10 protein-coding genes are annotated in these 14713 nt (G+C 54.8%); 3 read left to right on the forward strand and 7 right to left on the reverse strand.

Features of this window, described 5'->3' with window-relative positions:
• The first annotated feature begins 561 nt into the window (after positions 1-561).
• Positions 562-1584, forward strand: coding sequence for a DNA/RNA non-specific endonuclease (locus FC75_RS02940; protein ID WP_056989082.1), 1023 nt, complete (start codon positions 562-564; stop codon positions 1582-1584).
• Positions 1585-1783: 199 nt separating this feature from the next.
• Here the strand turns inward: FC75_RS02940 and FC75_RS02945 are convergent, their stop codons facing one another.
• Together FC75_RS02945 and FC75_RS02950 are read right to left on the reverse strand one after the other, a co-directional pair.
• A complete protein-coding gene (locus FC75_RS02945; RefSeq protein WP_056989083.1) occupies positions 1784-2929 on the reverse strand; it encodes a helix-turn-helix domain-containing protein in 1146 nt (381 codons plus the stop codon).
• A gap of 130 nt (positions 2930-3059) precedes the next feature.
• On the reverse strand, positions 3060-4379 hold the full coding sequence (locus FC75_RS02950; protein ID WP_056989084.1) for an ammonium transporter: 1320 nt from the start codon (positions 4377-4379) through the stop codon (positions 3060-3062).
• A gap of 359 nt (positions 4380-4738) precedes the next feature.
• Here FC75_RS02950 and FC75_RS02955 point away from each other — a divergent pair, with 359 nt between their 5' ends.
• Positions 4739-7156 (forward strand): NAD(P)H-dependent oxidoreductase, encoded by a 2418-nt coding sequence (locus FC75_RS02955; protein ID WP_056989085.1) that lies wholly within the window; start codon positions 4739-4741, stop codon positions 7154-7156.
• Between the two features lie 383 nt (positions 7157-7539).
• On the opposite strand, the gene FC75_RS02960 is transcribed toward FC75_RS02955, so the two are convergent.
• The 3 genes from FC75_RS02960 to FC75_RS02970 all read right to left on the reverse strand — a co-directional run bounded on the left by FC75_RS02960 (position 7540) and on the right by FC75_RS02970 (position 9870).
• Positions 7540-8037, reverse strand: coding sequence for a GNAT family N-acetyltransferase (locus FC75_RS02960; protein WP_056989086.1), 498 nt, complete (start codon positions 8035-8037; stop codon positions 7540-7542).
• Positions 8038-8175: 138 nt separating this feature from the next.
• The gene (locus FC75_RS02965) at positions 8176-8649 is read right to left on the reverse strand and encodes a MarR family winged helix-turn-helix transcriptional regulator (RefSeq protein WP_056989087.1); all 474 of its coding nucleotides are present in this window, start codon (positions 8647-8649) and stop codon (positions 8176-8178) included.
• A gap of 99 nt (positions 8650-8748) precedes the next feature.
• Positions 8749-9870, reverse strand: a complete 1122-nt coding sequence (locus tag FC75_RS02970; protein ID WP_054662127.1) for a glycosyltransferase — start codon at positions 9868-9870, stop codon at positions 8749-8751.
• A gap of 446 nt (positions 9871-10316) precedes the next feature.
• Here FC75_RS02970 and FC75_RS02980 point away from each other — a divergent pair, with 446 nt between their 5' ends.
• Entirely contained in the window at positions 10317-10688 is a 372-nt protein-coding gene (locus tag FC75_RS02980; protein WP_054662122.1) for a hypothetical protein, read from the forward strand.
• A 638-nt stretch (positions 10689-11326) separates the two neighbouring features.
• Here the strand turns inward: FC75_RS02980 and FC75_RS02985 are convergent.
• Positions 11327-12346 carry an LLM class flavin-dependent oxidoreductase gene (locus tag FC75_RS02985; RefSeq protein WP_054662119.1) on the reverse strand — a complete coding sequence of 340 codons (1020 nt, stop codon included), beginning with the start codon at positions 12344-12346 and terminating at the stop codon, positions 11327-11329.
• A gap of 111 nt (positions 12347-12457) precedes the next feature.
• Positions 12458-14632, reverse strand: a complete 2175-nt coding sequence (locus tag FC75_RS02990) for a Tex family protein (protein ID WP_056989088.1) — start codon at positions 14630-14632, stop codon at positions 12458-12460.
• Positions 14633-14713: the final 81 nt, after the last annotated feature.

Here is a 14713-nt window from a genome sequence, read left to right on the forward strand (position 1 = left end):
TAGACCACTATCAAGGATTCGTTATCATCGTTGCACTTGACTTGAAAATTGAGGGATCGAATCAAACTTAATTCGCCTATTTTTCTCCCCTGCCAAACATCTTCACCGTGACCAACTCTGACTCGCGGAAGATTGCGCTAGCCGACTGCCAAGGCGGAGTCCCCTTAATGCAGAGCTGCCAATCTAAACTGAACTTAAACCTGGCGTCCTCAATAATTGCTTGCCTTCAATTGCCGCACACTGTTAATACTGTATGTCGCCCCCTGCCGACACACCTCAGTCACGAATGCAAGCAGCAGGGAGCCTGACTACTCGTTCAAACTGCTTGACCCTATTAGTTTTCTAAGTATCTCGCCTCACACTGATTCCTCTCCACCCAGCATTGACCCCCGCACGTAAACCGCTCAACGACCAACGCAACTAATGGTTTGGTTTATGAAGCAATTCAGCTTCTGTACCGCCGCCAGGTGGGATGGAAGGATTTGATTGCAATCTTCAACAAAACCCGGCAGACTATGAGTTGGCGTTTATCGCTAGTTACACTTTGGAGGAGAATTTATTATGTTAAACAAAGTTGAGGTTCGCAGTGCAGTTACCAGTTTAGTCGCGCTGATTGGCGTAACCATTGGCCTCGCCTACATGCCACCACAACCCACGCAAGCTGCCACACCACGACCGAATACATACGCATGGTTTGCTGCACAAAATTATCATGGACAACAGGTCGTCACGGTCAATGGTAATCGTAGCGATTTTTCAGCAAAAGAACTGAAAAATACTGGGGCGTGGGCCAGCTATAGTAATCTTGACAGATACAATCGTGCGACTCTGGCCCAGGGCAACTTGAACTTCAAGCTGATGCCCAAAAGCGCACGGCAACCACTCTATGTTGCCCCAACCGGTTGGCACAATAAGAAGCTGAACGGTGGTTACCTCTTCAACCGCAGCCACTTAATCGGCTTCCAACTGACCGGTCAGAACAACAATATGAAAAACTTGATTACCGCAACCGCTTCGCTTAACGCGCCAAGTATGGAACGCTACGAAAATCAAGTGGCAACTTATCTGCGGATGCACCATAAAAACTACGTGCGCTATCGCGTGCAACCAGTTTTCCGCAGCAGTGAACTATTGGCACGGGGCATCCATATGGAAGCTCAAAGCCTTGGAAGCAATGCCATTCACTTCAACGTGTATATTTTCAATGTACAAAAAGGCGTGACTTTAGACTACAAGAACGGTAACAGTATCGTTTCCAAAGCCGCGCTGGCTCCTGCTAAGAAGCCAGTCGCTAAGGCACCCGTTAAGAAACCGACTAAAAAGCCCGTCACGAAGGTGCCGGTTAAAAAACCATCAATCAAGCCGAAGGCAAAAGCGCCAGGTCGAAAACCGGCTAAAAAACCAGCCCCCAAAACAACCAAAGGCCTTTCCGACAAGACAACCGTTTACATCGTTAATGGCGGTCACGTTTACCACTTAAATCGGAACTGTATTTCCCTCAAGCGAAGCAAGCATGTGTCTAAGATGACCCTAAAACAGGCTAAGGCTAAAGGTCATTATCAAAAATGTAAATTGGAGCATTAGCTTAAAACGAGTCGCACTGGCGGCTCTTTTTTTTGTGACATCATCAGGTGGGGCCACGTTTCGGAATGAACCGGCTCAACGCGACGAAGAGCGATCGGGTTCTAACACATGCGTCTCATCAACCAGTGAAATCCTAAGTCTAAGTCCTGCCCTAATGTCAAAAGGCCATCACAACAAAACTCGTCATGATGGCCTTTTGCTAGTGCTTAAAAATATTCTGATTGTGGTACGTAAGCGCCTCTGCCTCAGGCGCCGCGTGCCATGGCAGCGTCAGTCGGCGATCTGCATAGGGGGCTAGCAGCCGTTCGAGTGCCGGGTCACGCTGAATGACTGGTGACAGCACCACCTTTTTCTCCTTCGGCGTGAAGGTCACAAGCCCTTGGTCAAAGGCGCGGTCCCATAGCGGCGACAGGCAAATCACGTTACCCGGATCAAGGCGCCTGCCGGCATCGACCCGCCAGGGAATGATGTGTGAGGCAACCAGTAGCGAGCGCGTATTGATGCCGGTCACGGCGCAGCGATAGGCGTAATTTGCTTTGACCCGTTCCGCTAAGACAGTTTGGCCGATCCGGGCTTTGACCCGTTCTTCCCTTTCAGTCACAAGATACTGGCCGTCAATGATATGCCGGTATACCTGCCCCTCTTCAGTCAATAGGGCCGCATCTTGCGGCACCTTGGACAGGTCAAGCAGGCGGACAAAATCCTCGCGCTTAATCTCGGTCATCCCGTACTGGTTGAAGAAATAGAGCCAGTCCGGTCGCATTCTTTGCTTAAACTGCCAGTCGAAGTCCTTTAGGTCGGTATCGGCGAGCAGATATTGCGGAAACGGGAAAGGGCGCTCGATGCGCGCGGTAACCCGGCCATCTGGCAGCGGCGTGATTTTCCCGATTTGACCAGCACCAAACAAGTACCAGGACTTGGTTTCGCTGGCGCTTTGCGGCCGGCGGTAAATGAACCAGTCTCCTTCGCGCACCTTCCCGAACTGACGCGGCTGCCAAGAATAGGCAACAAAGTCGCGGTCTGCATAGTTGTTCGCGGTGACCTCGCCCTTGGTATCGAGGATAAAATACCGGGCCTCTGGCGCAAAGTGCAACGAATCAGGCGGCTGAACAGCGTGCGCTGAACCTGCACCATCCAGCTGCTGCATAAAGTGATCAATGCTGACCCCATAAACCTGTAACATCCGGGTCAGGGTGTCGAGTTTCACCAGTGCGGTCCCATTTTCAATACTAGACAAGGCATTTAGTGATAACTCGGCCGCCATCGCTGCCTGCTTGCGAGACAAACCGCTGCGCTCGCGCAGCTGATACAACGCCCGGCCAAACTTTGCGGCCAAAGGTTCCATCCACTCACCCCCGATTAATGGTGCCGTAATGTATTTTACCTGGACGAGCAAAGGCAGAATACCAAGTCAACTTGGTATTCTGCCTTTTTTCTGAAGTCTCAGTTGGCCAGTTAGTGGGCTGACCTTTGGCTCAGTGACTCGATTTAGGCGGCTGGCGCCGGCCGCGCGACGGTTTTGGGGCAAACCCGCCCAACTGGCCAATAAACTCATCGGGGTACTGGAGCACCTCGTTTTGGCTCCGCTCATCAGCGACCTCGCCGTGTTCGCTGATGTCCAGCCCCACGGCTTCATCGTGCGCGGCCACTCGCATCGGGATGAACCGCCGCAACACAATGCAGATCAAGGCAGTCAGCCCACCGGCCAGCACAATCGACGCTGCGGTGCCGATCAGCTGACTGCCCACCAGCTGCCATCCCCCGCCGTAAAACAGGCCGCTGACGGGCAGTGACCCATTGACACTGCGCGTGGCAAAAAAACCGGTAAGCAAACTACCGACAATCCCCGAAACGCCGTGACAGCCAAACGCATCAAGCGCATCGTCAACATGCAACCGCGGTTTGATAACGTTGATGAACGCATAGCTGCACAAGGTGGCGATGATGCCAATCACGAAACTGCCGAACAGCGTGACGTAGCCGGCAGCTGGCGTGATGCCAACCAGCCCGCACAAGGCGCCGGTGCACCCACCAATCAGCGTCGGCTTGCCGCCGCGTTCGACATCCAGCACCATCCAAGTGCACATTGCACTGGCTGCCGCCAGGCTGGTGGTCAACGCCGCCGTGACTGCCGCCATGTTGGCCCCAAGCGCGGAGCCGGCGTTGAAGCCATACCACCCGATCCACAGAATCGCTGTGCCCAGCAGCACCCAGGTGCGGTTATAGGGTTGCACCTGCTTGGCGTTGCGCTCGCCTAAAAAAGCGCACAAAACCAGCGCGGTGACGCCGGCATTGACATGAATGACCGTGCCGCCCGCAAAATCCACCACGTGCAAATGCGTCAACAGCCCGGCCGGACTCCAGATCAGATGAACCAGCGGGTAGTACACCAGCAGGCTCCAAAGCACGATGAACCAGGTCAAAAACCGGAAGCGAATCCGGCCGACCACGGCCCCGATAAACAGCGCCGGCGTGATAATGGCAAACATCATCTGAAATAAGGCATAGGCCCCTTGCGGCAATCCGCTTGCGCCCACCTTCGTCAAATTGACCCCGTTCATAAACAGACCGCGAACCCGGCCAATGACGCCGCCAATATCAGTGCCAAAGCTCAGCTCGTAACCGATAAGCAGCCACAAAATAATCGCCAGCCCCGTGATGTAGAACACCGACAGCATCGTGTTCACCACATTGCGCTTGGAAACCAATCCCCCGTAATAAAACGCCAGACCTGGCGTCATGAACCACACTAGTACACTCGCAACAATGATAAACGCCGTGTTTGCCCCATTCATCAGCTCACCTCCGCAAAATTGATATGGCGATATTGTACCCCCGATTTTACCCATACCAATTTTCAACAAGCGCGCTCAGCCGAACCAATTTCGCCGTGAGCGCTTTCTGCAGGCGCAGCATTAGGCTTTCTCAACCGCAAATCTCTAACAAGCCGTGTCAGCTTTAATGACAAAATTGGTTGACACATTTTGGCCACGGGCCTGCCGTGCCACCAATTTACTGTCTGTAGAGAGGACTAGTTGCGCGGTAACCTGCCCCCCCTGGCCCCAGTATTGACACTTACGAATGGTTCATGATAGCGCTACAATGACCCTGTAAATGTTCGTGAGAATTTTATTTATAGAAAGAAGATGCTGAGGTGAAATTACTCGCAATCGTCGGCAACAACGCGACCAAGTCGTACAACCGCGTGTTGCTGAGGTACATGAAACAGCATTTTGCCAACACCGCTTCAATCGATCTGCAAGAGGTTCGCGACCTGCCGATGTTTAATGAGGACGCGCTTGACCAATTTCCGCCGGTCATCGAAACGCTGATTCGCAAAGTCGAAGCAGCCGATGGGATCATCATTGCGACGCCAGAGTACGATCATTCCATGACCGCCAGCCTCAAAAGCGTGATTGAATGGCTGTCCGCCAGTTATCACTCACTGGCCGGCAAACCGGTGATGATCGTCGGCGCGTCACTTGGTGCTCAAGGCACCGTCCGCGCCCAGATGGACCTGCGGCATGTGCTCGATGCACCAGGGGTCGATGCCTGCGTGCTGCCGGGCAATGAGTTCATGCTACCCCATGCCGCAACGGCATTCGACGCTAACGGCGTGCTGAAGGATCAGAAAACGGTCCAGTTTCTTGACCAATGTTTCACTCAATTCATTAAATTCATCCACCTTTACAGTGGAACCACAAAGGAGAATCATCAGATGACTGCCGAAACAAATTGGGATCAGACTTATGATGTGGTTGTTTTGGGCTTTGGTGGTGCCGGGGCGACCGCCGCGCGGTTTGCCGCAGATGCTGGGGCGCAGGTGCTGCTGGTTGATTCTGCGCCGGAGGGCCACGAAGGCGGCAATACCCGCTACGCCGGCCAAGTCGTCGGTGCTGGCACCGACTTTGACCAGCTGAAAGCCTACTACAAAGCCATGACCGCGCCGATGCACCTGGACGAAGACATGATCGACACCTACGTCGATGGCATGGTCAAAATGCCGGATTACTTTCGCAAGTACCTCGGCGTTGAGCCGCTGAGCATCGCCAAGGACTGGGATCACAGCAAGGTAGACCTACACGGCATCCTGCATGAATTCCCAGATTTTCCCGGCGTAAACGCGTATGACCTGCTCGTTGTGCATGAGCGCCAGTTCGACTCCGCCTTGTGGAAGAAGCTGCGCAAAGAAGTGCTTGACCGCAGCGATAAGATCACGGTTTGGTACAGCTCCCCTGCCAAGCACTTAGTTCAGGATTCTCAAACCGGTGCCGTACTCGGTGCCCAAATTGAGCACGACCACGTGCTGCTGAACATCAAAGCCCGCGGCGGCGTGATCATGGCCACCGGTGGTTTTGAAAACAATCCGGCAATGATTCAGGATTACCTGAAGGCTTCCCGGCTCGCACCAATCGGCTCGCTGTACAACAAAGGCGACGGCATCAAACTGGGCGAAGAAGTCGGCGCGGACATGTGGCACATGGCCAATTACGAATCGTTGGGCATGCTGCATGGGCTCACCTTTGCCGGCCCTGCCGGCACCCGTGGCCGCTTGATCCTGAGCTGGCCAAAAGCCGCTGACGGCAGTACCTTCACGGTCGGCGACGATGGTTCCCGCTACTTCAACGAAGCCGAAGCCAACAAGCACGGCCACATTTACTACCACGGGACCTGGCAAGTGCCGATTGCCAACGATCACCCGCACTTGATTTTCGATCAAGCGCAGTGGGACGCGATTCACGCAGATAAGCTGCCAGTGGACAATTTTGACGACATCACCATCAAAGCTGCCACCTTGGAAGATTTGGCCAAGCTGATCAATGCCAAGCCAGACGTGCTGGTCAAGGCCCGTCAGGACTTCGACCACTTCGTTGAGGCGGGTCGAGATTACGCCTTTGACCGGCCGGTGGCGACGATGCGCGCGTTTGACGATGGCCCATACTACGCCGTGCCGCTGCGTCAGACAGTGCTCAACACGCAAGGCGGTCCACGCCGCAACAGCCGGGCCGAGGTCTTGAAGCCTGACGGTCAGGCCATCAAGAATCTGTACTCTGCCGGTGAACTTGGCGGCATCAACGCCAACCAGTATCAAGGTGGTAACAACCTGGCCGAGTGCCTGATCTGGGGCAAGATCGCCGGCGAAAATGCGGCGCATGGCCTGACTCCGACCGCCGCGACAAAGACTGCAGCGCACACTGACGCCAACAGCGGTGCCTCTGAGAAACAGTCTGACCAGCAGACTGATGCGACCAGCGGCGCTTCTGAACACGACTCCAGCAAGTCAGAGACCACTGATTATCACGTCGGCCCGAATCAATACATCGGTGTCAGTGATGCCGGCATGGGCAACGAAATTGTCGTCCGCGTCACCTACGCCGCCGGTAAGCTTGAAAACGTCGAGGTCCTTAAGCAAAGTGAAAGTGCGGATGTGGGACTGAAGGCCATCAAGCAGCTGCCTGCGGAAATGGTTGCCGCCAATTCGCCAAAGGTGGATGCAGTCACCGGCGCGTCGGTCACGAGCCACGCACTGCAGGACGCGGTCGCCGATGCCATCAGCAAAGCCCAAGCGTAAATCATTGATGGTGCGTTGAGGCAAAGGAAGAACTCGTTTAGAGTTCTTCTTTTTTTGTGCTTGCTGGCTGCACCAAGACCTGCAAAAGGAGAACCAGCAGCAAAATCTTTACTGGATCGTAAAATTATTTGCTTAATGTCATTGAACGTTCAGCAACTCAACTGTATGATAGTAAGCAAGGTTGAGCTCGTCGCACCTCCCCTTCCGCCAGCACAACATGTGCTGGCCGGAACCAGATGAGCTCGTTTACCCCAACTCCCCTAGATGTTTTTTCTTGGCCACTCGAATCGGATCGGGTGGTTTTTTTGTCGGTACAGCAAAAAACGCCGCCTCAAACGAGTCGGCGTTTCCACGCACTGGATGAATTGATCACACTGCGCCCGTCAGCCTTGGTTCAGGTTCAGCTGGTAAAACCGACTCGCCCGGTCTGGAAAGGCGTAGTCGCCGCCGAGGTCCTCGCGCCGGCAGCGGGTGAACCCTTGTCGCTCGTAAAACTGATGCGAACGATGCTCAGCCTCTGGGGTATCCAATACTAGGCGCGTGAAGCCCTTTGCCCTGGCTGCCTGCAGCATCACCTGATATAGCTGCCACCCCAAACTGACCGGCCGGCCGCGAAACTGAGGATACACAAAAAATTTTTTGAGCACCGCCGTTGTGGCCGTCAGTTTCAGCAGACCAATGCAGCCGGCGACATGGCCTGCCTCGTCTTTTGCCACCCAGAACCCCCCACCCGGCACCTGATAGTACGTCGGAATGGCAAAGACGTCGGGCTGTTCGGCCATGGTGATGTTGAGTTTGGCCTCACCGTCCTGACAGAACAAAATGAGATCGACCAACTCGGCGATGGTGTGCGGATCTGATTCAAACGCGGCAATATGCATGTTGTGCCTCCAAATTGGTGTGAATGTCTGTCATTGTAGCCTTCGCGAGGCACGCCGTCTAGCTCGGCCTGCTTGCTGCTCATCATGGCCACCTCGCCCGGCCAAAACAAAAGCCGCCTCATCTGAGACGGCCTTGCTTCACACTTTCGCTGTGGCACTCCCGGCGGTTTGTAAAGCACCAGCCGGTGGATCGTACGACCCCACCATTTTTTCAAGCAGCCCAATCAGCGTCTGCTGCTCGACCGGCGACAAATTTTTGACCATGCGACTCTCGACCGTATCGTAATAGGCATCGAACCCGGCAATTGCCGCTTGCCCTTTAGGGGTGAGGTAAATCTGCTTCGTGCGCTCACTTTCCGTTGGGACCTTCCGCGTGATGTAGCCGTCGCGTTGCAAAATCTGGAGCAGGTTCGAGATGCTGGCCGAGCGGCGCTGGAACGTGTCCGCCAGTTCCCGCTGAATAATGCCAGGATGCCGGTGAATGACACTGAGCGCACGCGCCTGCTGCGGGGTGAGCCCACTGTCAGCATTTAAATCCGCCGTCATAATTCGCTGCTGTTCAAGCATCAGCTGACGCAGCAAGTGATTGATACTCTCGACATTTTTATTCATCATGATCCTCCGTGCCCAGTATACCAAAGACTTTACTAGATAGTGAATAGTCAAAAGCCTAGCAAACCGTGATGCATGAAAAAAGCATTCCTGCGCGGGCTACCCCATCATCGCGTCATAATTATCGTTCCATTGAGTGACCCCCAGCAGCGGCAGCCATTCGGAGACAATTTGATCAATGCCAAAATCCTGAGCACGTTTCAGCGAACGCCGTGAAAAATGCTGTCTTAGGCTTGCATTGCGCGTCATCAAATTCAGGTGTTGGCTGAAGTCGGCAACATCTGCCGGCGCAGTGAGATAGCCATAGCGACCATTCTGAAGAAACTCATCAGAACCGGAGTTTGACATGGCGACAACGGGCAACCCACTGGCCATCGCTTCGCCGATCACCAGCGGCATTCCCTCCCAGCGCGAGGTTGAAACGAACACGGAAGCGTCTTGATAATGGCGCTTGAGCGCATCATCCTTCAGGGCGCCACGGTAAATGATTCGATCTGCCACGCCCAGCTCGGCCACCAGGGCCTGGAAGCGCGCCATGTCTTCAGGGGCCCCATCACCGGCGATCGCGATCCGCCACCCCGGCGTCAGGGTCGGCGCGGCCCGCAGCAGCAGATCGATACCCTTGTGCTGAATTGCGATTCGGCCGGTAAAGGCCACGATTGGTTGACTCAAATCCGACTGGGCCGCGTCGATCGTCAGCGGGTTGTAAATTTTGACAATATGCTCATTGTAGCGGCGATACTCATCGTAATCCGCGTCGGTCAGGACGATCAACTCATCCACTGCCTTGAGCCCGGCGACAAACTCGGCCTGCATCTCCTGGTAATAGTCATTCATGTAAGTGTTGAAATTGTTGTGCATCCATCCAATCAAGCGCACATTCGGACATTGTGCCTTGAGAAGTGGCGCGAAGCTGTTCAAAAGTCCAGCTGGCAAAATCACCACATCGATTGCCAGCCGCTTGATTTGAAAAACTAAATCCGTGATCTGATCCCGATAGACGGCGTAAGGATCAGCTCCGAAAAAGTTCGCCAAGGAAGGATCAGCAGCGGGTTGCGCAACAATCAGCGGTGCGTCCAGTTCGAAAAAGGGGGTCGTCTCGGCGAGCGAATAGTACCACAGGTCTATCTCAGACTCTGCGGCCAACGCATTACCCAAAACCGTTGACGCCCGCTTGACACCGTCCATCTTTACATTTTCCATCGTCATCATGACATGCATATCAATTTCCCCCTTCTAACGCTTGCTCTGGCCACTCGCTGGTCATGACCTCATTCATTGCGCCGGCATACCCACATGAGAATATTCAAAATAGATAACCAGTGCCTATGGCTTATCATTAAGACCAGTTTATATGTTAGGTGCCTAATTGTCAATCGCCTATTATATATTTTGGCCGCCTGCACCGGCATCATGCTGGTACAGGGCGCTTGAACCATTATGATTTAGGTTTCTCTGAAGACTGCTAACGTAAAAATGTGGTGAAACGTCGATCACCCGAGTCACAAGTGCCGCCTCATCTTCGGTCTTACCTGCCTCACCCGCTGCCGACGCGACTTGAGCCACAGCGCTGGCCCTCAAGGCAAAATCTTTGACCCGTCGCACAGGCGGGGTGATAATGACTCTGGCCTTTGTTAACGCCATTATCATATTCTGGAGGAAGAAAGATGAAAACTAAATCACTGATCCTGGCTGACGGCATCTACGGTCTGGTGGCCGGTGTGATCCTGCTGATTGCACCGCTCGTGATCACCGCCTCGGCCATTGGGGACGTCGCCAACGGGAACACCAACACCACCTCCGTCTGGGGGATCCTCTTTTTCTTACTGAAACTTGCTGCCCTGGCGCTGGGGATATATTCCCTGATTTACTATAAGAATTCCGAACTGGTGAAGCCGGCGGCCGCGATCTTGCTTATTGTCGGTGGCGGTGTCGCGCTGATTCCCTTGCTGGGCTGGGTCGGCGGGATCGTCATCATTGTGGGCGGCGGCATTGCGCTCGCTAATTTGAAGCACTTCGGCACACCGGCTGCCAACTAATCGCTGCTCGCACATGGCGTCCCTGCAGAGGAACGCTATTTTTATGCTTAAATCCTCCTGGTCGCCAATTCTCACGGCCACAACATCACTCTGAACGTCACCATCTCTCGTCGGCGCCAAAGAAAAAACGCCTTCCGAATTTTCCTGAAATTTCCAGAAAATCCGGAAGACGCCACCGCACTATTTAACCGCACAACAAGGGCACCATTCCTTTCGAAATGGTGTCCCCTGCCACCGAGTGTACCCCGGTGGCCTTTATTGCAGGGTTACCCCTGCCTGCTATCCTCGCCACGTCACCGCTTTGAGTCGCTTTATTAAGTTAGGAAAAGTGATAGCAGCATCCTGCCATGCGCCCTGGAAGGGCCCTGCGCTTCTCACGCAGTCTTCATCGCCAAACCGATCGGAAGGCTCAGCATGCCTGGTCAACCCTGAAGTACAGGTCGGATCGCCAGGAAGTTTCCGGGTGGTTCTGACGAGGTTGTTCCTTCCTCGCCCTCCCATCATCCAACAACAAGATACCACGTCATGTAACCGCTGTCAATGAAAATGTGCAAAATATTTTTGACCACAATCGGACGCAAGTATTGGCCGGCCAAAGGGTAAAAGAAAAGAGCGACTCTCTCGCTCTTTTCGATCAATCACTTCCAACCCAAAGCCGGCGCAATGTCGGTCATGATGGTTTTAAGCAGGTGGACATTGTAGTCAACGCCCAGTGTGGACGGCACGGTGATCAAAATCGTGTCCGCCTCCTGAATGGCCTCGTCTTCGCCCAGCTCTTTAATCAGCTGGTCCGGTTCGCCAACAAACATTTTGCCAAAGATCGTCGGGTTCTGATGGTAGGCCAAGTACCCCACCTCGTCTTGGGTTTGGGTGCCTGCCGCAAAGTACTGGCGGTCCAGGTCGTTCACGATTGGCATGATTGACCGCGTCACCAGCGTTCGCGGTTCAAAGTCATGGCCCGCCTTCTTCCAAGCGTCTTTGAAGGCACGCAGCTGCTTGGCCTGCTGGACGTGGAACGGCTCGTTAGATTCGTAATTCACCAGTGTCGACGACATCAGGTTCATCCCGTGCTCAGCGGCCCAGATTGCGGTGGCTTGGCTTCCGGCACCCCACCAGATGCGGTGTTGCAGCGTCGGCGAAAAAGGCTCAAGCCGGCGAAGGCCCGGCTCCTGGGGGAACATCGGCTGGGCGTTGGGTTCGGCAAACCGCTCGCCTTTCAGCAAGTCGAGGAACTTCAGTGCCCGGGCGCGCGCAATGTTCTTGATCTCTTCTTCGGTGTAATCATAGCCGAAGTATTGCCAGCCGTCTTGAACCTGCTCCGGCGACCCCCGACCCACACCAAGCTGCACCCGATTCTTCGACAGCACGTCGGTGGCCATGACGTTTTCTGCCATCATGAAGGGATTCTCGTAGCGCATGTCGACCAGGCCGGTCCCGATCTCGATTTTCGAGGTCTTCGCGGCAATGGCCGCCATCAGTGGGTACGGCGTGCCAATTTGGTCGGCAAAGTGGTGGACACGAAACCACGCCCCGTCGATCCCGATTTTCTCGGCCTCGACCGCCAGCTGAACCGACTCGTCGTAGCTCTGCTGCGCCGTGGTCACCAGCGAATTGTTCTTTTGCCAGAAGCCAAAACTTAGAAACCCAATGTTTTTCATTTTGCTTGCCTCCTTCGATTCATTCGAACAAGAGCAATATAATCCATTCACTTACTAAATACAAGCAAAAGCATTGAAAAAAAACAGGCCGTTCGCTCGGCCTGTTCCAGTTCATTCTCTCGGCGCTACCATGCTCAACGCAATGCGTTCACGCTGCTCATCCACCGAAACGATCCACACGTCGACGATGTCACCCACTGCCACGACCGTGTTGGGGTCGCGGACAAACTTCGGCCCCATTCGCGACAAGTGAACCAGCCCATCGTATTTGACGCCGATATCCACAAACGCGCCAAAGTCGACGACGTTGCGGACCGTCCCTTGCAGCTTCATCCCAGGCTGCAAGTCTGCCATTGTCAAAACGTCCCGCCGCAGCAAAGGGGCCGGCATGCTGTCGCGCAAATCACGTCCCGGGCTCTGCAAGCTGGTGGCGATGTCCTTGAGGGTGGCCTCACCCACAGACTCAGTGATAAAAGGCGCCAGATCCAACTGCCGAAGTTTAGCGGCAGCAGCAGGCTCGCCCAGTTCAGCGGTGGTCACCCCTGCGGCCGCCAGAATTTTTTTGGCCACCGGATAGCTTTCCGGGTGAATGTCGGTGTTGTCCAGCGGCTGTTTGCCGTCAATAATGCGCAGGAAGCCCACGGCCTGTTCATAGGCTTTCGGACCCAGCCGCGGCACTTTTTTCAGCTGCGGGCGGCTGGTGTAGCGACCGTTTTCATCGCGGTAAGCGACAATGTTCTGCGCAATTGTGCTGGACAGCCCCGAGATGCGGGCAAGCAGCGGCGCGCTGGCCGTGTTGAGGTTCACACCGACCTGATTGACCGCGCGCTCGACGACCGCATCAACTTCACTGGCCATCGCCTTGGCCGGCAGATCGTGCTGGTACTGACCCACGCCGATCGCCTCCGGGTCAATTTTGACCAGCTCGGCCAACGGATCCTGCAGGCGGCGCGCGATGCTGATGGCGCTGCGCTTTTCCACCGGCAGCTGAGGAAACTCATCCCGCGCGGTTTGACTGGCAGAGTACACCGATGCCCCGGCCTCATTCACGATCACATAAAAAATCTCGCGGTGCAGGTGTTTGAGCGTCTGCGCAACGAACTGCTCGGATTCACGGCTGGCAGTCCCGTTGCCAATTGCGATCATGGTCACCTGGTATTTTTCCAGCAGGGCCTGAAACTCGGGACCCGCCGCCTGGCGCTTGGCCGCCGGAGCAGGCTTGTGGGGATAAATCACCGCAGTCGCCAGAAGCTTGCCGTTTTCGTCGACCACCGCCAGCTTGCAGCCGGTGCGGTAGGCAGGGTCGAAGCCCAGCACCACTTTTCCCTTGACGGGCGCCTGCATCAGCAGGTTGTAGAGATTCTGACCGAACACCTTGACCGATTTGGTCGCTGCGGTGTCGGTCAACTCGCCGCGCACCTCCCGTTCAATTGCCGGCCCGATGAAGCGTTTGTAACTGTCTGCATACGCGTCTTCAATGAACGCAGTCGCCGGCGTCCGCAGGCGACTGCCAATCAGCCGGTCGTGCAAGAAAAGCAGCACGGCGTCCTGATCAACTGTGACCTTCACCGTCAAGACTTTTTCCTTTTCCCCGCGATTGAGCGCAAGCGTTCGCGTCGCCGTCATGTGTTTGACCTTTTCGGAAAAATCGTAGTACTGCTGATAGACGCCTTTTTCGTCCAAGTCCTTGCCCTTGGCCTTAACCGTTGAAGTCACAACCCCAGTGCGCTGGGTGAAGTCGCGCAGCCAATTGCGAATGTCCGCCTTTTCGCTGAAGCGCTCGGCCAAGATCTCGTGAGCCCCGTCCAGCACTGCTTGCGGATTTTTTACCTGCTTGGCGGGGTTCACGTAGCGTCGGGCCTGCTCGTCCAGCGGCGCAGTCGGGAATTTCATGAGCCAGTTGGCAAATGGTTCCAGGCCTTGCTTCTTGGCAATGCTCGCTTTGGTCTGCCGCTTCTGCTTATACGGCAGGTACAAGTCCTCAACCGTTTGCAACTTAGTGGCGGCGTGGATCTGTTGACTCAATTTAGGGCTCAGTTTGCCCAACTCGTCGATGCTCTTAAGCACGGCAGTCTTCCGGTCCTGAAGCGCCGTGGCCCGGTTGTAGGCTTCCTCGATTGACTGAATCTGCACCTCATCCAGACTGCCGGTCATTTCCTTGCGGTAGCGCGCAATAAACGGGACGGTGTTGCCATCCTGCATCAGGTTTAAGACTGCGCTGACCTGGTGCTGCGAGATCCCAGTTAATTCTTTTTCTACGATTTGAACGGTTTGGCTGTCAATCAATGCTTTCCCCTCACAATTTCTGTGTGCTGATCCTGGTTCGAAACTGTATCTGCTGTCCACTTATCATACAAGTGGACTCGC

The organism is Lacticaseibacillus camelliae DSM 22697 = JCM 13995, assembly GCF_001436615.1.
Lineage (GTDB): Bacteria > Bacillota > Bacilli > Lactobacillales > Lactobacillaceae > Lacticaseibacillus > Lacticaseibacillus camelliae.

Bases quoted from the DNA above. Each gene is read 5' to 3' on its own strand.
- FC75_RS02960 (WP_056989086.1), bottom strand. From the start codon at position 8,037: ATGCATATTGCCGCGTTTGAATCAGATCCGCACACCATCGCCGAGTTG.
- FC75_RS02980 (WP_054662122.1), top strand. From the start codon at position 10,317: ATGAAAACTAAATCACTGATCCTGGCTGACGGCATCTACGGTCTGGTG.
- FC75_RS02940 (WP_056989082.1), top strand. From the start codon at position 562: ATGTTAAACAAAGTTGAGGTTCGCAGTGCAGTTACCAGTTTAGTCGCG.
- FC75_RS02970 (WP_054662127.1), bottom strand. From the start codon at position 9,870: ATGCATGTCATGATGACGATGGAAAATGTAAAGATGGACGGTGTCAAG.
- FC75_RS02985 (WP_054662119.1), bottom strand. From the start codon at position 12,346: ATGAAAAACATTGGGTTTCTAAGTTTTGGCTTCTGGCAAAAGAACAAT.
- FC75_RS02965 (WP_056989087.1), bottom strand. From the start codon at position 8,649: ATGAATAAAAATGTCGAGAGTATCAATCACTTGCTGCGTCAGCTGATG.
- FC75_RS02945 (WP_056989083.1), bottom strand. From the start codon at position 2,929: ATGGAACCTTTGGCCGCAAAGTTTGGCCGGGCGTTGTATCAGCTGCGC.
- FC75_RS02950 (WP_056989084.1), bottom strand. From the start codon at position 4,379: ATGAATGGGGCAAACACGGCGTTTATCATTGTTGCGAGTGTACTAGTG.